Genomic DNA, 25378 nt, shown 5'->3' with positions numbered 1-25378 from the left:
AGTCTAATAACAACTTAATGGAAAGCTGAATGTTATTCAAAGTAAATTCGCTTGATCTCTAGACAGTGAGAAAGACTCATATAATTAAGTTGATTAGTCAAATAAACTGTCGACAATCGACATACTCAAACCAAGTTTGAGTTTAATAAAAGAAAGGGGCTGTTCATGTGACAAAGGAGATTTGTTTTGAAAGTGCACGAAGTCTAGCCAGTAAGATTCGTGAGCGAAAGCTCTCTGCTCGAGAAGTGGTTGAAGCTCATTTGGAACAAATTAAACAGATAAACCCCACAGTCAATGCCATTGTTTCCCTGGATGAAGAGCGAGCGTTGCATTCAGCTATAATTGCAGATGAAAGGCTTGCTTCGGGAAAAGATGTTGGTCCCCTACACGGTCTACCTATTGCCATTAAAGATACCCACAATGCAACAGGGTTTTTCACTACATATGGATCTCCTATTTTCCGTGAGAACATGGCTTCCTCAGATGATCTTATTGTTGAACGATTACGTGCAGCCGGAGCTATAGTGATTGGAAAGACAAATGTCCCCGAATTTGCTGCTGGCTCACATACTTTCAATAAAGTCTTTGGTGTCACGCGAAATCCCTACAATCCTAAAAAAACAGCGGGAGGCAGCAGTGGTGGCGCAGCCGTAGCCGTAGCATGCGGAATGATTCCGTTAGCAGATGGAAGCGATATGGGAGGATCCTTGAGATATCCGGCTTGTTTTAATAATGTTGTAGGCCTTCGAACCTCGCCTGGGAGGATTCCATATCCTAAGGCAGCGTTATACTCGCCGTTAGGAGTACAAGGCCCTATGGCAAGAGACGTAGATGATGCTGCTTTTATGCTGTCAGTTATTGCTGGACCGGATCATCGTTCACCTCTATCCATTGAGGAACCGGGAAGCGTATTTTCAACCAACTTTAATCGTGATTTGAAAGGATTACGAATTGCTTGGTCAGCCGATTTAGGTGGTATTCTCCCTGTTGAATCTGAAGTGAGAAGAAACCTTGAACAACAAGTTCGTATTTTTGAAGAAATGGGTTGTTATGTTGAAGAAGCATGTCCAGATTTAGGGAATGCTGAAGAAGTTTTCCAAGTCTTACGTGCTTATGAATTTGAGCTTACCTATTCAGATCTTTTTGATCGCTTCAAAGAAATGATGAAACCAAGTTTCATTTGGAATGTGGAAAAAGGACGAAACTTGAACGCCATGAAGATGGGGCGCGCCGAAAACTTTCGCTTCCAACTTTACAATCACATGCGTGCTTTCTTTGAAAAATACGATGCGTTATTATTACCGGTCAGCCAAGTTCCAGCCTTTGATGCAGACATTGAGTACCCAGATAGTATTGATGGCGTCCAAATGGAAAACTATATTGATTGGATGCGGTCTTGTTATTATATTTCTGCTACCGGGAATCCTTCTTTGTCCGTTCCGAGTGGTTTTACAAAAGAGGGACTTCCTCTTGGGATTCAAATTGTCGGCCCACCTAGAGGGGATTATGAAGTATTGAGAATTGGGGCTGCTTATGAACAAGCAACGGGATACGGGAAAATGCGTCCTACACTGGCTTTAAGACAGGATGTAGAACTATCTTAGGTATTATTGAATAGAAAAATGGTCTCTTTTATTTTCTGATAACTAATAATATTCAGTTTAAAGAATGTTATTGGTTTAAATAAATTTTTGATAAAGGGAAGGTGCATTCATATGTTAGATAAGCTTTTTGACAGATTACAAGAATTATATCCAGAAATGGTGGGTTTTCGCCGAGATCTTCATATGTATCCTGAGCTTTCTCATCATGAAGTCAACACACCTAAAAAGGTTGCAGAGTTCCTGACCAAATTAGGAATTGAAGTAAGAACTGAAGTTGGAGGAATTGGAGTTGTTGGGTTATTAAGGGGAGGAAAGCCAGGAAAAACCGTTGCGCTTCGTGCGGATTTTGATGCTCTCCCCATCCAAGAGGAGACGGATATTGAGTATAAATCACGTGTTCCTGGAGTCATGCACGCCTGTGGCCATGATATACATACGGCAGCATTACTAGGGGTCGCTACCGTGTTAAGTGAAAACAAAGACCTAATCCCAGGGAATATCGTTTTCCTCCATCAGTTTGCAGAGGAAGTCATTCCAGGGGGAGCGAAGGCAATGATTGAGGATGGCTGCCTTGATGGTGTAGATGTGGTGTACGGTGCTCACGTTTCATCCATTCAACCTCTGGGACTTATCGGGGTCAAAGAAGGAGATGCGATGGCTGCTGGAGATACGATTGAAATTGAAATTTTCGGTCGAGGGGGACATGCGGCAACTCCTCATTTAACGGTGGACCCAATAACTGTTGGGAGCCAGTTGATCGTAAATTTACAGCAAGTAGTAAGTAGAAAAGTAGACCCTGTGAAACCAGCTGTTGTCTCTATTGCTGCTTTCAACGCGGGTTCAGGATTTAACGTAATTCCAGATAAGGCGAAGATTACAGGAACGGTTCGAACATTCGATGAAGATGTCCGTGATATGATTGAGCAATTGATTGGCGATATTGTCGAATCAACTTGTAAAGGGTTGGGCGCAACCGCTGCGTTTCGATATGTAAGAGGCTATCCAGCTGTTAAAAATGATCCAGCTGAGACAAAACGGTTGGAAGGGTTGGCCAAACATCTATTTGGTGAAGAAAATGTTCATGCCTTACCACCACAAATGGGAATGGAGGATTTCGCGTATTATTTACAAGAAAAACCAGGCACCTTTGTTTACGTTGGCGGTGCTTCAGAATTAATTGAGAAATACCCGCATCATCACCCGAAATTTAATGTTGATGAGCGCTCGATGATTGATATCGGTAAGCTGTTTATCTCTGCTGTATTTGATTATTTAACAGAAAGGGAAAGTAGCCAAACAGAGCTAGTTCAAACCTCAGCAAAGTAAAGCTTAACAAATATTGAGAAAAGGCAATTACTCTATTTTAAAACTTCAAGGTAAAAGGATAGCTCCTATTACCTTGAAGTTAAAAAAGAAACTAGATGGCAAAAAAGTAGTCTACTATTAAGGAGGTCATAAAATGGAAGAGGTATTAACTTTAGCAAACAGTACCCCGGTATGGATTATAGCTAGTGTATTTGCTTTCATTGTCATTTTCCAAGCACTGATCTTTATGCGTATAACTTCAAAAACAGCACCAAGTATTGGAATGACCTCGCTTGAAACGAAAAGAGCGATAAGGACCGGATTTATAAGCAGTCTTGGTCCTTCATTTGGAATTGTTGTCGTTATTATTTCGCTTATTGCAGTCCTCGGTGGTCCGATGACTTTGGCGCGTATCGGAATCATTGGGTCAGCGGCAACTGAATTAACGGCTGCAGGGATTGGAGCGAACGCCTATGGTGTGGAGTTAAACTCATCTGAATTTGGCCTAGTTGCATTTACTAATGCTGTTTGGACGATGTGCCTAGGGGGAACGGGTTGGCTAATTTTTACAGCTTTATTTACAAAGTCCCTAGGGAAAGCACAGAAAAAGATTGAGAAGAAGAATGCGACCATGATAACAATTGTTTCTACTGCAGCCATGCTTGGAGCCTTTGGTTATCTTGCCAGTCAACAAATGGCAAATGGTTTTAGTGAAACATTAACAGTTATTATCTCGGCGGTCATGATGATGATGATCTTAACGTTAGCGAAGAAAATGAATATTCGCTGGCTTTCTGAATGGGCATTGGGTATTTCACTTGTGGTCGGTTTGACGATTGGTTATCTATCGACGCTTATTTAATAATAGGAGGGATGTAACAAATGGCGGTTACAAGGTCAGTAGAAGTTGAAGTGACAAGTAGTGTTGATTTTAGTTCTGACACAATGGGGATGGAAACTTTTCATAAACAGTCCGATTTTTGGGGACGGCTAACTTTATGGACACTTATTGCCGTGTCGTTTGTTCCCCCATTATATTTTTCCTTTATACTAGGGTATCATCCGGGGTGGTCAGCTATTCTTGGAGGTTTAGTCGGTTACGCTGCCTTTGTAGGAGTTATGTGGTTTTTAGAACCGATCACCTACTACCCAATTTTAGGGAAATCCGGTACGTATATTGCATTTCTTACAGGAAATATTGCCAATATGTGTCTTCCATGTGCAGCAGCTGCTCAAGAGTCTGTAGGTGCTGAGCCTGGAACGAAGAAGGCAGAACTCGCTGGTACTTTAGGGATCGCGACCGCTTCATTAACCAATATTATCGTGGTCATTGTATCTGTTTTAGGAGGAACATTCCTTCTTTCTATTATCCCGCAATCCGTTCAAGACGCTCTTCAGTTTATCCTTCCAGCTATCTTTGGGGGCGTTCTTGGTCAGTTCGCAATGAAAAAACCATTATACGGCCTTATAGCACTCTTGATTGGGATGGCCGTTTTGTTTTCCCCAATCATGGCTTTATTTAAGCTCGTATTATGCGTTGTCTTAACGGTAGGCGTTGTGCTTTTTATGGAAAAATTAAAAGGAACTAAAAATGCATAATAAAGTATTTTAAGAGGTCTGTCATTTTGGCAGATCTCTTATTATAGGTACCATTACAGATGTCTTATTCTCGACAGTCCGAGTGCTCCATTTTTCCATAAAATGTTTTCAATCATATGCCATTGATGATTTTCACATCGTATCATTAATACAATTTCAGATGATAAAGATTTTGCTCCTCTTTTATTTCTTTTAATTAATAACATTTTTATTAAAAAGCCTATAAGCAAGCCACTAACTGCACCGATAATGCCCCAAATAATGGGACCCCATTCTAAGATATAGCCATATATTGCTCCTAATAGCATCATACATGTGCCCAATATGGCGGCACCATCAAACAAACTGAGTCCATCTGCTTTATGAATCGAATCAAACAGTTGTCGATGTTCCCTTTTCTTATCAAGTGGAACTGCTAAGATCTGATCATTTGGAACTTCATAAAGTTCCAGTTCAGTTATAATTAATTCAATAGAGATTGAATTTTCAAAGGTAGCAATGACAAACAAAATATTCACACTCCTTTTATATGGGAGGTTTAAAATTCTTATTTTGGTATTTATTTCGTAAGTATAAGGACATTTCTTTTTCAAATAGTTTGTTGTGCTCAACTGCCGACACATAAGAATCATAAATGACAAAAAGGTAGATCGATGGGAAGTATAATGTCCATTGCATATCAAGAATGTCTTTAGCCTGATTAAAATTCCCCAACATGGAAAGGTGTATGGCATGCAGAATATGTCCAAAATAACAAATTCCTACTGTATAAAGAAAAATAAAAAATCCAGATATGACATTATGAAGGTACAAATGTCCGAGACCGGGGAATAGAGCTGACCATACTAAGGCAACCCATGGTTTTCGTTTATCTAAATAGTTCATGTCCCATGCCCCCATTTTTAAAGGCAAAATGGGTGCATCTTCTCGGTCCGCTAAGATATATTGTTTATTTAAATCTATGGTAGTACGATAACTATCCCATATACCGAACATATAAATAGATACATATAGCATTAACCAGCGTTCATCTAATACTTCTTTAGCTTTGTCAAAGTTACCTAATAACGAATATAGGATACCAAGGTTTACATTAGACATTTGATTGATGAATGTTTCCCATAAAATTAAAATAAAGGCAGCAGCATACCGGTGATGCATTAAATGTCCAAATCCAGGATATGAAAATGAAAAAAAAGCTACAACCCATGGATTTTTCAAATGAATTTGACCCGTTGTAAATTGAGATAAAAAAGCCCTTTGTCTTCGGTAGGGAGAGAGTTGATTCATAATTTATTTCGTACCTCGCTGGTTGTATTTGCATATTTGATAATTGTGTTTCCTCTATATTTTACTTTTTACTAAATACTCTATTTTTAAATTCTCCTACTAATAAATTCTTGATTCAATTAAAATTGATAACAAATGGTCAATTAACGAAATAGCAAAAGTTAAGTTTTAAGAGAGGTTATGAAACAATTAAATAACAATCGGTCAAACTGCTGAGTAAAGAAGGGTTATTCCGATAAAAATTGAATTAAATAGAATATTGATAAAGATCTTGATTGGGAGGATTATAAGTGGGCGATATCGATAAAAGAAATCGATTTGACGAAGCTCCATTTAGCTACAAAGTGACTAAAAATAATACAGTTCTTATCGATTATTATGGAAAACAAGTAAAATTATTAAAAGAGAAAGATGCTGAAAAAATTTTAGAAAAAATTAAAATGGCTGAAGATGAAAAAGCAGTAAAACTTATATTGGCAAAGATAACAGGTAATTTTAAAAGAGGAAATGAACGAGTGATGAACCATAAGAATTTGTGAACATGAACGTTAAAGTTACAGGAGCACCATTCCTCCTCGCGGTGCTCTTTTCAAAATTAGCTTCTAGGGTTCCTCAAGCCGAGTGTCTTTCCTTATAATGGCTTACAATATACTGCGTCATCCCATAAGCAATCATTGAAATGGTAAAATCTATAAAGAATAGATGAACAATGTTAAGTCCCTTAGTGATGGAGACGAGACCTGCTACCATCTCAAGGGGGGCAAAACCTAAAGAAAATAATGCGCTAAGTCCAGTCGTCCATAAAATGAAAGGTTTTTCTTGATTTGTGCAATATTGATAAAGCAGCATAAAGGATACAGGAATAAGAGATGCTGTTATTCCAAAAGCTTGTGGCAAGAATGGCATTAAGAAATAATAATGGTCTATATAACCTTGTCTTATAAGCGCTAGATCCGTATATGTCCATAACATATGCACGGTATAACCAAAGAAAAGTATTTCAAAGATTCTATTTCGGTCAAGCTTAATCAGAAGCACAACCAGTGGAAGAAGTAAGCACAGAAGTAAGACCCAGAACTGCCAGTTTCCCCAGTCAGAATGCTCATGCCAATACGAATACATTAGAGAGGTAACTCTCTTACTCGACTCATTTATTTCTTTCCAATATTGCATAACTGGCATGCCAACACCTCTTTTTAAGCTGAAAAGCTACCAATACCCGAATCACGGGCAGCCTTTCCAATCTCCTGCTTAATCGCATGTTATTAAATTAGCCAAGCACTTTCTTTTTATGCAAAAAAACAGTAAAGTAATGGATCATTTAATTGCAAAAAATAAATTGTAGACATTAAATTTCTATAAATTCAAACAAATCAAAAATGTAAGCGTTGACAAACATTAGTAAATTTAGTAGTTTTATATAGAAATCTATATCATTCAAAGTAATGTTACCTCTTTTGGGCATAACCTGAACAGATTTGAATCTATTTCTTGATTCATTCTGTTTGGGTTTTTTGTTTTTAAAAAGAATGGAAATGAGGTGTTAAATAATACATAGGACTGGTCCAATTGGGTAGTAACACACCTTTGGAGTGATCAAGATTTTAATATGTTTCATTTCTTAAAAAATTTCTTGAAGGAGTGAGGTAATAGTGAAAAGAGTCGTTAAATACTTATTGGCTTTAATGCTCGCAGTGGGTTTAGTAGGTAGTAATGTTTCAGCCGCATCTTTAAATTCTACTAATGAAAAGACACAAGTTTCATCCTCTCAATCTTATAAAAAAGGAATCACTCAAGAAACAACATACGGAAATGTAAAAGGATATGTGAATGTCGAGGAAAATGCCTTGGTTTGGAAGGGAATTCCGTACGCAAAAGCCCCAGTTGAAGATTTGAGATGGAAAGCTCCAGAAGACCCTGCTCCATTTGAAGGTACCTTTGATGCCACAAAGCCTGGCAACATTGCCATTCAGTCTTCTGCTCAAGGCATTATAGGAAGCGAGGATAGTCTAAATATAGACATTTATCGACCAAATACCAATAAAAAGAATCTCCCTGTGTTATTTTTCATTCATGGAGGTAATAATCAAACCGGAACAGCCCAAGAAATTACAGGTGAGGCCTTTGTCAATGACTTAGATGCTATATTTGTTTCAGTCAATTACCGACTTGGACCATTAGGATTTAATCCTCTTCCAGCCCTAAATACAGGTAACGACTTAGAGGACTCAGGAAACTATGCGCTACTAGATATTGCTAAATCCCTTGATTGGGTTAAGGAGAATATCAAAAGCTTTGGTGGAAATCCCAACAACGTGACCATTTCTGGATTTTCTGCTGGAGGCAGAGATGTCATGGCAGCGTTAGCTTCTCCTATCTTTGAAGGGAAATTTCAAAAGGCCATTGCCTTCAGTGGCGGAATGACAATGGCCGATCAAAATGATAGTGTGAAAGTGTTCGCGAAAGCCATTGCTCCATTAGTTGTACAAGATGGGAAAAAATCGACAGAAGAAGAAGCCTATCAATGGCTACAGACGGATGATGAGGAAGTAAGAAAGTATCTCTATTCTTTATCCGCTGAGAGATTAAGTAGATTAATGAGTAATGCAGCCATTCGAATGAGTGTTTTCCCTCATTTGTATAATGATGGGGTCGTTCTTCCAAAAGAAAAATTTGATACAAAGAATTATAATTCGGTTCCTTTAATCATGTTGACTGGTGCATCGGAATTCTCTTTCTTTGCTTATGGAGACCCGTATTTTGCAGGTAGTGTACTAGACAAAACCAAGTATGCTGAATACGTTTTTGCTAAGAAATTTGGAAGTAAGCTATACGGTTTGTTTAACACTCAGGAATCAGCTGAAAAAATGTATGACAACTATAAAGCGCCAATATATACTGTTGAAATGCCTTTTGGAGAAGAACTGACGAAAACAACGGATATGTCTCTTTTTGGTTCATTCCATGGAGTCTTTGTTCCTCTTCTAGATAGTAATAATAAAACGTACCTATCTATGATGAAGGAATCGTATAGTCTAGAAGGAGCAAAAGAACTAAGCAGTCAGTTCAAAGAATATTTAGCTAACTTCCTTCATAAAGGCACCCCTAATGGCAAAAAATTAACCGAATGGAACCCATGGACTAAAAAGAAGCCTGCTAGTTTAATATTAACTGCAAATGAGACAAATGCTATTGCAAAAATGTCTAGAGTTTCAACGAATAAAATAGATGTGATCGATGAGATAGAAAAAGATACTTCTATATCTTCAGAGGCAAAGAAAAAGATCATTAGTGAAGTGTTGAATGGACGTTGGTTCAGTGCGGAGCTAGATGAATACTATGGAAATAAGAGCTTGTGGGTTGAATAGTTTCTAATTTAATCAAGTGAAATGTAGCACAGGTCATTATAACGACCTGTGCTATGTTAGTTCGTAGGCTAAGTAATAATAGAACACAATGAACGTTTGAGTATTGTGAATTGGGCGTCGCTTATATACACCTAACTCATTTAAGTACGAACATGTAATTAAACATATTCGCCTTTTGCAAATTGTTTTTTGTATTGCATAGGTGTAAGACCGGTTATTTTCTTAAATGTTTTTGAGAAATGTTTTACTTCAAAAAATCCTACATTTATTCCAATATTAGAAACTAGTTCGTTACTTGATTCAATCATCTCTTTTGCTTTTTGAATACGAAATGTAATTAAGTATTTTCTAGGGTTAATCCCCATTTCTTTCGTAAAAATTTGACTAAAATAGGAGAGATTCAATTTAAGATGTTCTGCAATCATGTTTATCGAAATGTCTTCAGTGTAATGATCGTGTATAAAATCTATTGCTTGAAGAACTAGCGGATTTTTAATCATATATCGATTAGAAATTTCTCCTCGTAACAGATGAATAGACTCTATGAGGTTCGTATATTTTTGTTCAATGGATGAATAGACCAGCTCTTGTGGCGAATTGTTTTCGATGAGGCGATTTTTATATAAATTTCCGAATCTTTCAAGTAAGGCTGCGGATATCGTTGTTTGACAATAATAGTAGATATTATAGCTACAACTAGGTTTGATCATGTTCAAAAAAAGATCTTCTAGCAATAATTCTAATCTTGGATCGGTGATATTATGGTCAATCAGTTCTTTTATTTGTTGTAAATAATCGTCTATTTTTATGTGGTCAACTTTTTTCCTAGAAGTTTCAATTAGTTCAGGTGTCAGAAACTCTGCTTCTCTGCAAAAGAAGTTGTATATTTTTAAACGGTGGTACGATTCATAGGCGAGTCTGATATCTTCAATCGTTTTAATGAAAGAACTTCTATAACGAAACGCTGTTTTACAGTTTAAGACAGCATTTAACTTCTTCATTAATTCTCCCTGTTTTTGAATACGGGTGGCTTCACTATTAGAAGGTATGTCATTAATAATCAAACAAAGATGTGTCGGAGTAATATAAAAGACTTCGCCACCATTATAATTATCCAGGACGAACTGACATTCTTCACAAAGTTTTTCTCCTACATAGTAATAGATGTTTTTGTTTAAATCATGATCAACATACTCAATCTCCGCTAAATTCCACAAACATAAGAAGAAGCCACTATCATTTAGTTGTAAAGAAGCTTGTTTTTTATAATATAAAAATTCCTGTTTCGTAACCCCACGCAAAATATCATTCATATACTCTGTCTTTTCTAATTTTTTTAAACGAGAGCTCATGATGGAATTCGTTCTTGAGTTTTCTCCGATATAACTAAAGTAACAATTATAATCTTTCTCAAGAGCGGTAGAAAAAAAGTATTTTAGTTTATCAAGTAAATCAAAATCATCATATGTAGTTGTAAAATAGGTGATTTCATCATCTGAGATCGTTTCAAATGCAAAAAGAAGGGGAGATATATTTGCCTCTGCTAAATCAGCAAAAAAGTTTTGAGCATGATATATGGGTGTTCTAAGTTGGAACATGACTATATCTGCTTTCAATTCTATCATTTTATCGATAAGTCTTTCATAGGAAACAGAATTGTAAACGATTTCAAAATCATCGCTGTGAAATGGTGCAGATGCATATAATAATCCTTGTATCTTTTCTTCTGTATATATAACCATTTTTTTTGCCATCGTAATACACCTCCCAAATCGTTCTGAAACTCTTATTAATACCATTATAATGTTGTCTTTTAAATTCAGCAAATTCAGAAAAGTAGAAAAAACAACACTTATTTCTAAAAAAAACACGATTTTTATGAAAACGCATTCATTATAATTCAAAATAAGAAAGATGATTCAAACCAAAAAAGGGGGGTCACAATGGAGAACGTAACAGTTTATAAACAGGAGGAAGCATTAATAGATTCAAAGGGGTATATTAAAACAAGTCCAAAACCAGGTTTTTACAAGCTAGATAGAAAAGAAATCATGGGGTATTCATTAGTCGATTTTGCAATGAATCTAGTATTTCAGGCAGTACTTATGTTTATTACTTTTTACTACACAGATGTTTATGGCCTGACAGCTGTCGAAGTATCTTTGATGTTCCTATTATCTAGATTTTGGGATATGATCAACGATCCAATGATGGGGGCTATAACGGAGCGGTTGAAACCTAAAAAGGGGAAATATAGGCCTTATATATTATGGGGTGCTATCCCGTTTGCTTTAATGGCGATTTTAACCTATACCGTTCCAGACATGGGGCATGCAGGTAAGCTAGTGTGGGCCTATGTAACGTATAACTTACTTAATATGTTATTCACATTCATTATCCAGCCATACATTTCATTAACAACGGTTATGACAGCAGATCCACAAGAAAGAACAAAATTGAACTCAATCCGTATGATGTTCGCGCAAGGTGGCGGAGTGGTGGTTGCATTGTTCATTCCGATTTTATCCGCTTATTTTGGGAAAGAGGACCAGGCTACAGGATATCAAATAACCGTTATTCTCTTATCGATTATAACTGCAGCGATATTAATCTACAGTTATACAACCATTAAAGAACGGATTGAATCAACTTCACATCTAGATCCTGTTAAGGTTAAAGACATTTTCATTCAGTTAACGACCAATCGTCCAAGCATCATTTTGTTTCTTTTATTCCTGGGAGTCTATGGATTTAATACCGTTGCTTCAGCCTCAGGTATTTATTATATGACCTATAACGCCGATCGCACAGATCTCATTGGGTTATTTTCATTATTAAATGTATTGCCTTCTGTAATTGCTGTTCCATTTGTGCCCTTACTTGTTCGAAAAATAAAAAAGAAAAATACTGTCGCTTTAGGGTTGACGATTGCAGCACTTGGTTCATTAGCACTTTACTTTATTCCTGTATCAGCCATTACTCTGATGATGGTTGCAAAGGGAGTCGCGTCATTTGGCTATGGAATATTAATGGGGATTTTATGGTCAATTATTCCTGATGCTGTTGAATATGCAGAATATAACACAGGAAAACGCTATCCAGCGATTGTATACACGACAATTGGGCTTGGTTTAAAAGCATCAATGACCATTGGTGGAGTCATTCCAACTTGGGTATTAGCAAACGTAGGGTATGTGCCGAACGTTGCACAATCTGCAGATGCGCTAGGTGGAATTCTATTCCTAGTTTCGGGATTACCAGCGATCATTTGTTTTGTTACACTTGTGATCTTTATGGTGTTTTATAACTTAACAGAAGAGCGTGTCGAACAAATCATGGATGAGTTGGCTATTCGAAATGGAGCAAAGAATTAATAGATTTGGAGGTTGAGTGATTTGGAAAATAATTTAAACGATTTTTCACTGGATGCCTTTTCACTGAAGGGAAAAGTTGCTATTGTCACAGGGGCCAATCAAGGGCTTGGAATGGCATATGCTGTCGCTTTTGCAAAAGCAGGGGCTGATTTATATATCCCACATTTTACAGATCATGTGTCAGAAGTAAAAGAATTAATCGAAGCAACAGGTCAAAAAGTTGCATTTATCCAAGGAGATTTAACAGATAAGTCTTATGTCCAAAAAGTGGTAGAAGGATGCATCAATGAGTATGGGAAAATTGATATTCTCGTAAATAATGCGGGTGTTGGAATATTTGCAGATTTTATGGATTATCCCGACCATTTGTGGGAAAAAGTCATGGATGTCAACTTAAACGCAGTGTATTACTTGAGTCATCTTGTTGTGAAAGAAATGGCTAAACAACGTTCAGGAAAAATAATCAATATTGCTTCTGCACTTGCTTTTACGGCTGATAAAAAATGTCCACCTTATACAACAAGTAAGCATGCCATTGTCGGGTTGACCAAAGTATTTGCGAATGAAGCAGGTCAGTATAATATCCAAACAAATGCCATTGCACCAGGGTTTCTAGAAACAGAAATGACAAAAGGATTTCAGGAAGATCAAGCATTCTACACGAAGATTGAAGATCGTATACCAGTGGGACGTTGGGGAGTATCATCAGATTTAATGGGTACAGCAGTATTTCTTGCCAGCAGTGCTTCTAATTATATCAATGGCTGGACGATTAATGTAGATGGCGGATTTGCCACAACACTCTAGGAGGGAACATATTGAAAACAATTGCCGCAGTAAAGATCGGCCGATTAAATGATCCGAATGAGGAAACACGAGGAGCGGTAGAAGTCATTGATTTTCCTGAGCAACAGCTTGGGGCAGAAGATGTCAAAATTCAAGTGGCATACTGCTCCATTTGTGGGTCTGACCCACATCTTGTGGAAGGCGTGTTTGGATGGGAGCCTCCATTTGGACTTGGTCATGAAGTATCTGGAGTTGTTGTAGAACTTGGACCAAAAGCGACGAAAAAGGGACTGAAAGTAGGAGACAGGGTAGCAGGGAACTTTTTAAAGTTTTGTGGAACCTGTTACTACTGTTTAGACGGTCGAGAGCAATTTTGTGAAAACGTACATGATTACAACAGACCAGGTATGTCTGAATACATCGTTTGGCACGAGTCACAGGTGTGGAAAGTACCTGATACTGTCTCTCTTGAAGAAGCATGCTTACTTGAACCCATTTCAATTGCTGTACGAATTGTTGATAAAGCAAATATGAGAGTAGGACAGCGTGTGGCCATTTCAGGTGGCGGTCCAATCGGCTTATTAACGCTACAGGTACTAAAAAGATTTGGTGCAACATCACTTACATTGATTGAACCAATTGAAGATCGACGAAATCTAGCAAAATCATTCGGAGCGGAGCATGTCATCAATCCGCTTGAAGAGGATGTTAGAGAAGTAGCAAATACCATTACAGATGGACGGGGTTTTGATATCGTCATAGAAGCATCAGGTTCTCCGCGTGCAGCAAATGTAGCGACAGAGATTGCATCAAGAGGGGGCACCGTTTTATATATTGCAATGTTCCCAAAGGATTACGAAATGCCTCTAAACCTTTATAAAAAATGCTATGAACAAGAATTAACCATTTCGGGTACTTTTGTCGCACCTTATGCGTTCCCACGTGCGATCCAATTGATGCCTCATCTTGATTTAGAGCCTTTTACACAAAAAATCTTCCCGCTTGAACGCGGAGTAGAAGCTTTCGAAGCTCATATGAGTGGGAAATATCCAAAAGTACTAATTAAGTGTAATTAATAGAAAGTAAAAAGGAGAGAAAATGATGAATAGTACTGTAAATGAATGGACGATTCAAGAACTGGAAAACAAAGCAATTGATATTCGTAAAGATTTATGTACCTTTATTTATCGAATCGGCATCGCAGGTCATTTAGGTGGAGAATTGTCAATGATTGATATGGCGGTGGCCCTTTATTATAAATATATGAATTATGATCCGAAAAATCCAGAAATGCCTGAACGTGACCGACTTATTTTAAGTAAAGGACATTGTGCAGAAGCACTATTTACCATTTATCAAGATATGGGTATGTACACAATGGATTATATGGTTGATCATTTTGAAACACTAGAGACAGCGAAATTCAGTATGCATCCAAATCGAAAATATGTGGATGCAATCGAAGCATCTACTGGTTCACTAGGTCATGGGATGCCAATAGCGACAGGATTGGCCCTTGGTGCAAGGATGTCAAATGAAAACTGGCGGACATTCTGTATTATCGGTGATGGTGAACTTCAAGAGGGAACGAACTGGGAAGCATTTATGACCGCAGGACATTATCAACTTGGTAATCTAGTAGCGATTATTGATAAAAATGACCTGCAAATGTCCGGTCCTACGAATCTAACAAATTCCATTGATCCACTGGATGAGAAAATGAGAGCGTTTGGCTGGGAAGTGATTGAGGTGAATGGAAATGATATGGGTGAAGTTTGTGTGGCGCTAGAATCACTTCCTCCATCTGATCCACATATTCGAAGAAAACCCATTTGTATTATCTCAAATACAACAAAGGGTAAAGGCGTATCGTTTATGGAAAATGTCGTAGGTTGGCATGCAGGGGTTTTGAACAAAGAAGATTTGGAAAAGGCAATAGAATCTATCGAAAACACAAGAAAGGTGAGATAAATTATGGCTGTAGAAGTGAGCTTAAACTTTGACCAAATATTATCATCTGCACGTGAGGTATATGGAACGGAATTGAGAAAAATGGCTGACGAAGGAATGGACTTTGCGTTTGTTTGTTCAGACAACGTGGCTCCATCTTCTGAAGTCGGAAAATTAATGAAAGCGTACCCAGACCGTTGTATCAATGTTGGAATTGCTGAAGCCAATCAGGTTGGGTTGTCTGCAGGTCTTGCGTTATCAGGAAAAGTAGTTTTTACACAAGTATTTGGACCATTTTTACCCCTTCGTGCAGCAGACCAAATTCATGCAGATATTGCTTATAACGATGTCCCCGTTCGTTTAATCGGAACCCATGCGGGCGTAACGTCAGGTGGAGGACCGACTCATAATGCGATAGCAGATCTTTCGTTTTACCGTGCAGTTCCCAATTTAACTGTTGTTTGCCCGGCGGATGCCAATCAATGTGCGAAAGTGGTTAGACAGTCAATGAATTATCCAGGACCAATGATTATCCGTATCGCCCGAGGTGCTGAGCCAGATGTATATGCGGATAATGATTACGAATTTGAATTTGGTAAATCCATTACCATTAAAGAAGGTTCAGACTTAACATTAATCGGTACAGGAAGCGCAGTGTACTGGTCATTGAAAGCAGCACAAAAATTAGAACAGAACGGAATTTACGCTAGAGTGATAGATATGCATACCATTAAACCGTTTGATGAAGAAGCCGTTCTTAAGGCAGCAAATGAAACGGGATGTGTCATTACGGTTGAAGACCAAAGTATCAATGGAGGTCTCGGAGGGGCAGTAGCGGAAATCATTGCGGAATCAAATATTCCTACTAAGTTTAAGCGCATTGGGTTACCAGATGAATTCGCGGTATTAGGTGAGCCAAATGATGTTTACAAATACTATGGCATGGATCCAGAGGGTATTGCGAAAACAGTACGTGAGTTTTTAAATCGGTAATTAATAGTGAAAGGGGAATGACCAAATGACACAACTTGTTTGTCAACAATGTGAACAGGTAATCGATTTTATATCCTCAGAGAAGTCCAGCATAATATATGGTCACTGTACTAGTTGTAGTCATGAAAATAGAGATATTGAAGAAGAATTATCAGAAACGTAGATTGTGAGGAGCCGACAAGACATCCTATTTTTATCTTGTCGGCTTATTTTTGCACTTGGTCGGAAGGATTACAATGAAATGTATACGGAGGGAGAAAAGCTATGCAACAGTATGAATTGTTAACTAAAAGTTATATTAACGGAGAATGGGTGAGTGGCGACAGTGGACGTGTATATAAAGATTTGAACCCGTATGACAACTCGGTTATTGCTGAAGTGAATATTGCATCTAAAGAACAGATGGAACAAGCATTTGAAACCGCTGCTGCAGCGCAAAAAGAATGGGCAAAATCAAATGTGGAAGAGAGAAAAGCAGTTGTAGAAAAAGCAATTGCTTACTTAAAAGAAAATCGAGAAGAGATTGTTCAGCTCATCAGTCGTGAAACAGGGGGAACCCTTTTAAAAGCGAATGTTGAACTTCATCTTACAATTGAAGTAATGGAAGAAGCCCTTCATTATACTGATGAAGCATGTGCTGTACGTGAAGTCTCCACTGGTGTAGAAGGAAAAGTAAATCGTATTTATCGATTACCTTTGGGTGTCATTTTATCTATTTCACCATTTAATTTCCCAATGAACTTATCAATGAGAACAATCGTACCAGCAATTGTCCTTGGTAATGCGGTAGTTCATAAACCGGATATTCAAGTCGGTCTAGTCGGTGGTGTTGTACTAGCAAAAGCATTTGAACAAGCGGGACTTCCTGCTGGAGTTTTTAATATGCTATTAACAGATGTTGAGGAGATGGGTGACGATATGTTGACTCATCCCATTCCACAATTAATTAGCTTTACGGGTTCAACAGCAGTGGGGCGTCATATTGGTGGAATTGCTGGCCGAAATTTAAAACGGGTGGCACTTGAACTAGGTGGTAACAGTCCATTTGTTGTGTTATCTGATGCCAACGTGGACCAGGCCGTTAATGCAGCGATATTTGGGAAATACATTCATCAAGGACAAATTTGTATGATTATTAACCGGATTATTGTGCATAAAGACCAGTATGAATCTTTTGTTTCAAAATTTGTAGAGCGAACAAAAGAATTGACTACAGGTAATCCGCTGGATCCAAGTACAATCATTGGACCACTTATTAATGAACGTCAGCTCGAAAAAGCGCTAGGTTACATAGAGGAAGCGAAAAAAGAAGGAGTAACCGTAGCCCTTGAAGGAAGACGTGAAGGTAATGTACTAACACCTTCTATTTTTATAGACGTAAAGAATGATGGGGAACTAGCTCAGAAAGAATTATTTGGACCGATTGCACTCATTATTAAAGCTGAAAGCGATGAAGAAGCGATTGAAATGGCAAATGATACTCAAGCCGGTTTAAGCTCGGCTATATTTACAAGTGATCTTGTAAAAGGGGAACAGTATGCCCTTCAGATAGATGCAGGAATGACACATATTAACGATCAAACCGTCAATGATGCACCCAATATTCCATTCGGTGGTAACAAATCAAGTGGAATGGGTCGCTTTGGAAACCCATGGGTAGTCGATGAATTTACAACAATGAAATGGGTATCTGTCCAAACAAAAGAAAGGAAATACGCTTTTTAATAGTAGATAATTCAAAGTAATGTTACATCTTTTGGGCATAAACTGAACAGATTTGAACCCACTTCTTGGTTCATTCTGTTCAGTTTTTTTGTTTTATAAAAAGAATTGAAGTGAGGTGTAAGGACTCGGTGCCATTAGTCTTCACAACTCCCATGATTGCTTCATACGAATTCTACAAAATAGATTTATCTGTTAAAATTCAGCTAAAATAAGAATGATGAACTAACACAAACATTTCAATCCTTCTATGGGAGAAAGAATGATTTAATCCATGAATTAGAACCGTTTTTAGTTGGTCTATAAAGTGAAGATACCGTAAGTCAGAATGGGATAAATATCAGTGGTTAACAGGCTTTAATGAAATGGTAAAATAGAAGATGCTCCTCCAGCTATCATATCTTTAAGGAATATACGGGGTGCATTATATATATTGTTGTTAAAAACATGAAAAAGAAGATACCCTTAGAACATATCGGTAGTTGCTCAAGCCAAGCGGGAAAAATAAATGAATAAACGAATTGCCTTGCAGGTTGAGGCAAATAAGCTTAAAAGTGTAAAACGGGCATTAATGGAAAGGGAGTAATAGCTTCATGGACAATAAACTGAGTGGGGAATCCACAGATCTTACTAAGAGAAATCTTGAACGGTTAAAAGAATTATTTCCAGAGGTGTTAACAGATGGAGATAAAATCGACTTTGATCAGTTAAAGACCGTACTAGGAGAAGCCGTAGAGGACAAGAGTGAACGCTATCAGTTCACTTGGCATGGGAAGAAACAAACGATTTTGGGAGCACAAAAACCATCGAAAGGGACTTTAAGACCAGACCCTGAGAAAAGTAAAGGCTTTGATTCAACAGAGAATTTATACATAGAGGGAGATAACTTGGAGGTATTGAAGCTTTTACAAAAATCGTATAATGGGAAGATTAAGATGATTTATATTGATCCTCCGTATAATACGGGAAAAGACTTTGTTTATAAAGATAACTTCAGAGATGGTGTTCAAAATTATTTAGAGCAAACACGTCAAATAGATGCAGAGGGCAATCGCCTGACTACCAATACGGAAAGTAATGGTCGGTTTCATACAGACTGGTTAAATATGATGTATGCACGATTGAAACTTGCTCGTAACGTACTCACGGATGATGGAGTTATTTTTATTAGCATTGATGATAGTGAACAAGAAAAATTAAAAATGATTTGTAATGAAATTTTTGGTGAAGGGAATTTTATTGCTCAAATCATTTGGGAAAGATCGTTTGCACCGATCAATTTAAAGAAGCATTTCTCTGAATCTCATGATTTCATTTTATGTTATGCAAAAGACAGGAATCAATTAATCTGTAACGGGTTGCCTCAAACCGAAGAATTGCTTGCGAGGTATAAGAATCCAGATCATGATCCGAGAGGTCCATGGCAGAGCGATAACTTCTCGGTTGGTCCAGCGATTGAAGAAAAAAGATATGAAATTACCACACCAGGGGGAAGAAAAATCTATCCACCGGATGGTCGCTGTTGGCTTCTTACAAAAGAAAGATATCAGGAATTTCTCGCTGACAATCGAATTTGGTTTGGAGAAGATGGAAATAATGTTCCCCGTGTTAAAAGATTTTTGTCTGAAGTGAAATCGACTGTCACGCCAATGACGATTTGGAAACATGAAGAGGTGGGACACTCTCAAAGTGCAAGTCAAGCACTTAAGAAATTATTTAATGAAAAATCTTATTTTACATATCCGAAGCCAGTCGATTTGATTAAACGGTTACTAATGCTCTATACCAATTCAGATTCCATTGTATTAGATTTCTTTTCAGGTTCGGCAACAACCGCCCACGCGGTGATGCAGCTAAATGCGGAGGATGGTGGCAATCGTAAGTTTATTATGGTCCAGTTACCAGAACTTCTAGATGAGAAATCAGAAGCGTATAAAGATGGATATCGAACGATTTGTGATATAGGGGAAGAACGAATTCGTCGTGCTGGTGAGAAAATCAAACAAGAATCTGCTGGTATAGATCCAGAGAGTCTCGATATTGGATTTAAAGTACTAAGATTAAGTTCATCCAATATTAGAGAGTGGAATACAGATTTTGAAAATATTGAAGATGAGTTAGATTTATTTGAATCTCCGTTTATGGATGAGAGATCGGAGTTAGATATTGTATACGAAATTATGCTGAAACATGGCTTAGAGCTCACTTATCCAATCGAAGTATTTGAAGTGAACGGAAAGAATGTGTATGACATTGCCTTTGGCAACTTATTTATTTGTCTTTCCGACCACATTGATACAAGGGTTGCCCAATCCATTATTGATAAACGGAATGAATATGGAATTGAAACCAGTAGTGTCGTATTGAGCGATGCTGGCTTTGGTGGGAATGATTCAGAAAAATTAAATTGTATGGAATTGTTAAAGGATGCAGGTTATCCAGAAGATAATCTGTTGACGATATAGAGGTGAGTGGTATGAAGATCCAATTTGATGAGCTTAGTTACCAGAGTGATGCGATTAACTCCATTATCAATGCATTCGATGGTCAACAAGTACGGAAATCTGAATACACCATTATGGATCAAGATGCACAAGGAAAGTTATTTGGTGATAAGGGGATCGGAAATAAGATTGATTTATCCGTAAGCAAATTATTACAAAATGTACAGCAGATTCAAATTGAGCAAGGAATTCCCATTTCAGAGTCCATTCCGATGCCCACTCCACAGTTTAATATCGAAATGGAAACAGGAACAGGAAAAACCTTTGTCTATTTAAAATCCATTCTTGAACTCAACAGAAAGTATGGATTTACAAAGTTTATTATTGTCGTCCCTTCGGTTGCAATCAAAGAAGGGGTAATGAAATCAATTGGTATCACCAAAGATTATTTTAAATCACAAATGCAGGGTATTGTGTATCGGGCATTTATGTATGATAGTAAAAACCTCAATCATGTACAGGCCTTTGCAACAAATGAGGATATCGAAATCATGATTATTAATATTCAGTCATTTAACAGCAATGATAATATTTTTAATCGCAACGACATGGATGCTTTATACGGAATTTCACCGAAAGAATTAGTTAGTGAAACGAATCCTATCGTGATTATTGATGAACCTCAAAGTGTCGATAACACGGAAAATGCGCAACAAGCGATTGCAGCACTAAACCCTTCAATCGTCTTTCGTTTTTCAGCAACGCATAAAAATAAGAGCTATCCTTTGCTCTATAAACTTGGTCCGGTAGAAGCCTATCAGCAAAAGCTGGTAAAACAAATAGAAGTGGCTGGAATCAAAAAATCCATTGATGGAAACGAAGCATACATGATGTTGAAGGGAATCAAATCGACAAAAGCTTCGATTACAGCCACCATTGAGATGTTTGTCAAAAACAAAACGTCGATTGAGAAAAAAGAAATCAAGCTTAAAAAAGACGATGATCTCTACTTGAAGTCCAAACGGATTGCCGCTTACGAACAAGTCGGCTTTGTAAAAGATATCTCTGCTGAACCCGGAAATGAATATATCGAGTTCTCAGGAAATCCGTCCATCATCCGATTGAGTGAAGTGCTAGAGAATGATCTGTATTTGAAACGTGGACAAATTCGAAAAACCATTGAAGAGCACCTAAATAAGGAACTGAAGCTGAATCCACTCGGGATTAAGGTATTGAGTCTCTTCTTTTTAGATAATGTATCAAGTTATCGTCAGTATGATGAAAATAATAAAGTGGTCAATGGAGAATATGCAACCATCTTTGAAGAAGAGTATGAAGATGTGATTTCCTCGGAGAAATATAAAGTGTTGCGCGACCGTCATATTCCAGTTTCAGAAATTCATGATGGGTATTTTTCGGTTGATAAAGGCCGCTATAAAAATACAAATGGTTCAAGTCAAGCGGATGAGAGTACGTACCAAATCATTATGAAAGATAAAGAGGATTTGCTTACTTTTTATGACGAGTCAAAGGGAAATGTTAAAAAAGCTCATAAGCTACGCTTTATTTTCTCTCACTCCGCATTAAAAGAAGGTTGGGATAATCCTAACGTGTTTCAAATCTGTACACTGATTGAGACAAGAGATACCATTACGAAACGACAAAAGATCGGACGTGGTTTACGGATTGCGGTGAATCAAAACGGGGAACGTATGCCAGGGTTTGATGTTAACACGCTAACCATTATGGCTAATGAAAGTTACGACGAATTTGCCAAAGGGCTTCAGCAAGAATACGAGGAAGAAGGCGTTGATTTCGGGCTGTTTACAGCGGATATATTTAGCTCCTTAGTCGTTGAAGTGGACGAAGAAACAGGATTTAAAACGCCACTTGGCCATGAAAAATCAAAAGAACTGGTGGGGTATTTGAAAGACCAAAACTTCGTAGATGCCAAAAATAAAGGGACGGAAAGCTTGGCGAAAGCGATAAAAGACGGTTCTTTTGATATTCCGGAGAGCTTTAAAGAAATGGCAGTGGATATGAAAGAGAAGATTATTGCGGCCATTGGGCAAAAGTTCAATGTGGATAAGATTGAAATTAAAGACAATGCCAAAAAAGTTTCGGTTAAATTAAATAAGGAAGCTCTTGCTGGTCCATTTTTAGAGCTGTGGGAGCGAATCAAGTATAAAACCAGTTACTCGATTCAATTGAATTCGAAGGCTTTTATAGAACAAGCGGCAAGTAAATTAAGTGATGAACTAGAAATTCGAATGGTGAAGCTTGAATACGAGCGTCATCGATTAGAAACAACTGGGGCAGGGATTGAAACAATTGTTGAAGAGCAAACACCATTCGCGATGTCTGAAAACCAGTACAAAAAAGCTCCTGACATTTTGACTTTTCTACAGAATGAAACAAAGTTAACACGTAAGACATTGATTGCCATCCTAAAACAAAGTGATACGTTGCGTGATTTTAAACGAAACCCACAAACGTATATGATGGAAACCGCTCGTATCATTAATTCGGCCAAACGATTAGCGATGGTTGATGGAATTAAATATGAGAAATTGCCACATGGGGAAGTGTATGAACAATCCTTATTTGTACAAGAAGATATTGAGAGCTATACAGATTCGATCGTTCGTGTGCATGACAATCGCTCTCCTTATGACCATGTTGTGGTGGATTCAAATGTAGAAAGAGACTTTGCACAGGCTTATGAAACCGATAAAAACGTAAAATTTTACATCAAACTTCCACAAGAGTTTAAAATCAAAACTCCGTTAGGAAGATATAACCCTGACTGGGCACTATCTTTGGAGCAAGAAGGAACGGACAAGCTCTATTTTATTGTTGAAACGAAAGGCAGCACGTCAGCGGAAGGTGTACGTACGACAGAAATGGCGAAAATTCGGTGCGGTGAAAAACATTTTGCGGCAATAGATACAGGGATTACCTTTAAACGAGCGAACGAACAGCGCTCCATTTATTCTTGATTTAAAGAGGTGGGAGGTAAGACGATGGCAGAAATTAAGTATGAAATTCAAGAAACAATCGGTTCGATTTCGCAATCTCCTAAAGGATGGTCAAAGGAGTTAAACCTGATTAGTTGGAATGGAAAAGCACCTAAGTATGACCTCCGCGAATGGGCTCCTGAACATGAGAAAATGGGTAAAGGTGTCACGTTAACGGTAGAGGAATTGAAAGAATTAAGAAATCTATTAAATGGGTTGGAATTATAAAGGTAATAAGGCCGGCTATGTAAGCCGGCCTTATTACCTTTCAACCTCATGCTTGAACGAACGTTCCTTGCCTGTTATTTCGCAAGAATGGAGTTGGTTCACCTACACTGTATAGCTGCAAATGATGCATAGCTCTCGTGCACGAGGTATAGAAAATTCTGCGAAGGCTTTCATCTCCATAAACTTTCTCTGATGCGTCATATATAATGACCGCTTCGAATTCGATGCCTTTGGATAAATACGACGGAATAACAACCACGCCTTGTTCATATTCCATCGAGCCACTTCTTAAGAGCTTCAGATTGTCGATGTCGGACAATGCTTCGTAGGCGCTCTTGCTTTCCTCCGCGGATTTGCATATGATTGCAATACTATTAAAATGTTGACTTCTTAATGTGGCGACTTTGGAAACGATGGAGCGGTGCAGCTCTGTGTGATCAAGCACTTGTGTTAGTACGGGTAGTTCTCCGTCGCGTTCGAAAGGGATAATCTTATGACCATTAGGCACTAGATGTCGGGTAAATTCGATGATCGGTTTGGTGGATCGGTAGCTTTTTGCCATGTTGATGACTTCCGTTTCGCTCTGTCCGTATAAGTTGATAAGAGGGTGAAAATCATTCATATCGCTAGCATGGGCAAATATCGCCTGATTAAAGTCACCTAGCACGGTCATTTTTGCTGAAGGAAATAAACGCTTGAGAAACTCGAATTGAAACGGTGAATAATCCTGAGCCTCGTCAATCAGTATATGCTTGATCGAACCGTTCGAATGAAAGCCAAGAATCAGCTCTTGAATGAGTAAGAACGGAGTAGCATCCTCGTACGTTAATTTTCCTTCATCAAGCCTTTCGATCGTCGTCTGGCAAATCTCCGCCCACTCGGCGGGTTTTTCCCCGTCAATCCACTGATGGATTTCTTCAGGATCCGCAAAAAGCTGTTGGTATATCTTTTTAATATCTACAAAATGCAACGCCTGAACTCGTTTTCGCAACGGTTTCCATTTTTGGTGAATAATCAGTCGGGCCAATGCGTCAGGCTCGATTTCATAATCGGCCATTTCTTCCCTAGTGAATCCACGTTTTTTCGCTAAGAAGGTATGTGCCTTATGGTATTCCTCATTACTTAACAGCTCGATTTCCTCCTGAACCCATGACTTTGTTCGTTCATCTTTTTCGGCTTTATTGATTTGTTTCACCAGCCAATCCTTCAATCTTTCAATCCTGTTAGGGAAGCGGGTAGTGTCAAAAGATTTATGAAAACTACCTAAAGGGTTAGTTTCTCTCCTATTTACTGGATGGAGATGCGCCGCAATCGCTCTTGACAAACACGCCAATGGTTTGAGGATTGTTTAACAAGGGCGAAGGGACAAAAGAAGGCATACCAAATAAGCCCTTGGTTGTTTCCATTTTAAACCATTGGCAAGTTCGGTTTGTCAAGAGTTCGCTCCGCCGATTGCTGAATTAGCTTAAGGGCTCAGCTAAACAAAAAGTTAGGCTTGTCTTTGTTCTACTATCCATTGTTGTGCTAATCCAATGAGCTTTGTCCAACGTGCTGGCATTGTTGGAAGCCCATTGAGTTCTGGATTCACTACGGGCACTTTTCCTTCTAAGGCGGCATGCGGACGCAAAAAGTTAAAGTAGGCCGTAAATAAGGTGACGTATGAAATGGAACCATGTTCAGAGCCGAATCCATGAGTGG

Annotated in this window: 20 protein-coding genes and 2 pseudogenes; 16 read left to right on the top strand and 6 right to left on the bottom strand. The window is 38.1% G+C overall.

The window, feature by feature from the left end; genetic code table 11:
• Positions 1-167: 167 nt before the first annotated feature.
• The 4 genes from ACFFHF_RS08510 (at position 168) to ACFFHF_RS08495 (ending at position 4508) form a co-directional block, all read left to right on the top strand.
• Entirely contained in the window at positions 168-1604 is a 1437-nt protein-coding gene (locus ACFFHF_RS08510; protein WP_340903664.1) for an amidase, read from the top strand.
• 111 nt (positions 1605-1715) lie between these two features.
• Positions 1716-2930 (top strand): amidohydrolase, encoded by a 1215-nt coding sequence (locus tag ACFFHF_RS08505; protein ID WP_160548089.1) that lies wholly within the window; start codon positions 1716-1718, stop codon positions 2928-2930.
• A gap of 133 nt (positions 2931-3063) precedes the next feature.
• The gene (locus tag ACFFHF_RS08500) at positions 3064-3771 is read left to right on the top strand and encodes a DUF5058 family protein (protein ID WP_340903662.1); all 708 of its coding nucleotides are present in this window, start codon (positions 3064-3066) and stop codon (positions 3769-3771) included.
• A gap of 20 nt (positions 3772-3791) precedes the next feature.
• Entirely contained in the window at positions 3792-4508 is a 717-nt protein-coding gene (locus tag ACFFHF_RS08495; RefSeq protein ID WP_340903661.1) for a small-conductance mechanosensitive channel, read from the top strand.
• Between the two features lie 53 nt (positions 4509-4561).
• Here the strand turns inward: ACFFHF_RS08495 and ACFFHF_RS08490 are convergent, their stop codons facing one another.
• Positions 4562-5017, bottom strand: a complete 456-nt coding sequence (locus ACFFHF_RS08490; RefSeq protein WP_340903660.1) for a hypothetical protein — start codon at positions 5015-5017, stop codon at positions 4562-4564.
• Between the two features lie 16 nt (positions 5018-5033).
• Positions 5034-5729: a hypothetical protein gene (locus tag ACFFHF_RS08485; protein ID WP_340903659.1), complete on the bottom strand. Its 696-nt coding sequence runs from the start codon at positions 5727-5729 to the stop codon at positions 5034-5036.
• 359 nt (positions 5730-6088) lie between these two features.
• Here ACFFHF_RS08485 and ACFFHF_RS08480 point away from each other — a divergent pair, with 359 nt between their 5' ends.
• On the top strand, positions 6089-6337 hold the full coding sequence (locus ACFFHF_RS08480; protein ID WP_377057876.1) for a hypothetical protein: 249 nt from the start codon (positions 6089-6091) through the stop codon (positions 6335-6337).
• A gap of 73 nt (positions 6338-6410) precedes the next feature.
• Here the strand turns inward: ACFFHF_RS08480 and ACFFHF_RS08475 are convergent, their stop codons facing one another.
• Positions 6411-6980, bottom strand: coding sequence for a hypothetical protein (locus ACFFHF_RS08475; protein WP_160548084.1), 570 nt, complete (start codon positions 6978-6980; stop codon positions 6411-6413).
• Between the two features lie 470 nt (positions 6981-7450).
• Here ACFFHF_RS08475 and ACFFHF_RS08470 point away from each other — a divergent pair, with 470 nt between their 5' ends.
• On the top strand, positions 7451-9166 hold the full coding sequence (locus ACFFHF_RS08470) for a carboxylesterase family protein (protein ID WP_377057875.1): 1716 nt from the start codon (positions 7451-7453) through the stop codon (positions 9164-9166).
• Between the two features lie 158 nt (positions 9167-9324).
• On the opposite strand, the gene ACFFHF_RS08465 is transcribed toward ACFFHF_RS08470, so the two are convergent.
• Positions 9325-10920 (bottom strand): AraC family transcriptional regulator, encoded by a 1596-nt coding sequence (locus ACFFHF_RS08465; RefSeq protein ID WP_160548083.1) that lies wholly within the window; start codon positions 10918-10920, stop codon positions 9325-9327.
• Positions 10921-11109: 189 nt separating this feature from the next.
• Between ACFFHF_RS08465 and ACFFHF_RS08460 the strand changes: the two genes are divergently transcribed.
• The 10 genes from ACFFHF_RS08460 to ACFFHF_RS08415 all read left to right on the top strand — a co-directional run bounded on the left by ACFFHF_RS08460 (position 11110) and on the right by ACFFHF_RS08415 (position 23680).
• The gene (locus ACFFHF_RS08460) at positions 11110-12540 is read left to right on the top strand and encodes an MFS transporter (RefSeq protein ID WP_377057874.1); all 1431 of its coding nucleotides are present in this window, start codon (positions 11110-11112) and stop codon (positions 12538-12540) included.
• Positions 12541-12561: 21 nt separating this feature from the next.
• Positions 12562-13347 (top strand): SDR family oxidoreductase, encoded by a 786-nt coding sequence (locus tag ACFFHF_RS08455; RefSeq protein ID WP_340903652.1) that lies wholly within the window; start codon positions 12562-12564, stop codon positions 13345-13347.
• An 11-nt stretch (positions 13348-13358) separates the two neighbouring features.
• Positions 13359-14402, top strand: a complete 1044-nt coding sequence (locus ACFFHF_RS08450; protein WP_340903651.1) for a zinc-dependent alcohol dehydrogenase — start codon at positions 13359-13361, stop codon at positions 14400-14402.
• A 22-nt stretch (positions 14403-14424) separates the two neighbouring features.
• Complete coding sequence (locus tag ACFFHF_RS08445; protein ID WP_377057873.1) at positions 14425-15297, top strand: transketolase; 873 nt, start codon at positions 14425-14427, stop codon at positions 15295-15297.
• Between the two features lie 3 nt (positions 15298-15300).
• Positions 15301-16269 (top strand): transketolase C-terminal domain-containing protein, encoded by a 969-nt coding sequence (locus ACFFHF_RS08440; protein ID WP_160548078.1) that lies wholly within the window; start codon positions 15301-15303, stop codon positions 16267-16269.
• Positions 16270-16294: 25 nt separating this feature from the next.
• On the top strand, positions 16295-16432 hold the full coding sequence (locus tag ACFFHF_RS08435) for a GapA-binding peptide SR1P (RefSeq protein WP_377057872.1): 138 nt from the start codon (positions 16295-16297) through the stop codon (positions 16430-16432).
• A 101-nt stretch (positions 16433-16533) separates the two neighbouring features.
• Positions 16534-17994 (top strand): aldehyde dehydrogenase family protein, encoded by a 1461-nt coding sequence (locus tag ACFFHF_RS08430; RefSeq protein WP_160548076.1) that lies wholly within the window; start codon positions 16534-16536, stop codon positions 17992-17994.
• Positions 17995-18584: 590 nt separating this feature from the next.
• The gene (locus ACFFHF_RS08425; RefSeq protein WP_377057871.1) at positions 18585-20456 is read left to right on the top strand and encodes a site-specific DNA-methyltransferase; all 1872 of its coding nucleotides are present in this window, start codon (positions 18585-18587) and stop codon (positions 20454-20456) included.
• Between the two features lie 11 nt (positions 20457-20467).
• Positions 20468-23434: a restriction endonuclease gene (locus ACFFHF_RS08420; protein ID WP_377057870.1), complete on the top strand. Its 2967-nt coding sequence runs from the start codon at positions 20468-20470 to the stop codon at positions 23432-23434.
• A gap of 24 nt (positions 23435-23458) precedes the next feature.
• A complete protein-coding gene (locus ACFFHF_RS08415; RefSeq protein ID WP_377057869.1) occupies positions 23459-23680 on the top strand; it encodes a YdbC family protein in 222 nt (73 codons plus the stop codon).
• A gap of 46 nt (positions 23681-23726) precedes the next feature.
• On the opposite strand, the pseudogene helD reads toward ACFFHF_RS08415, so the two are convergent.
• Both helD and ACFFHF_RS08405 read right to left on the bottom strand, forming a co-directional pair.
• Positions 23727-24929, bottom strand: a pseudogene (gene helD, locus ACFFHF_RS08410) (RNA polymerase recycling motor HelD); the annotation flags it as partial.
• Positions 24930-25169: 240 nt separating this feature from the next.
• Positions 25170-25378 (bottom strand): annotated as a pseudogene (locus tag ACFFHF_RS08405) (DDE-type integrase/transposase/recombinase); the annotation flags it as partial.

The organism is Robertmurraya beringensis, from assembly GCF_042433785.1.
GTDB lineage: Bacteria > Bacillota > Bacilli > Bacillales > Cytobacillaceae > Robertmurraya_A > Robertmurraya_A beringensis.
Note: the sequence above shows the minus strand (reverse complement) of the source record. Positions and strands in the feature narration are given on the sequence as shown.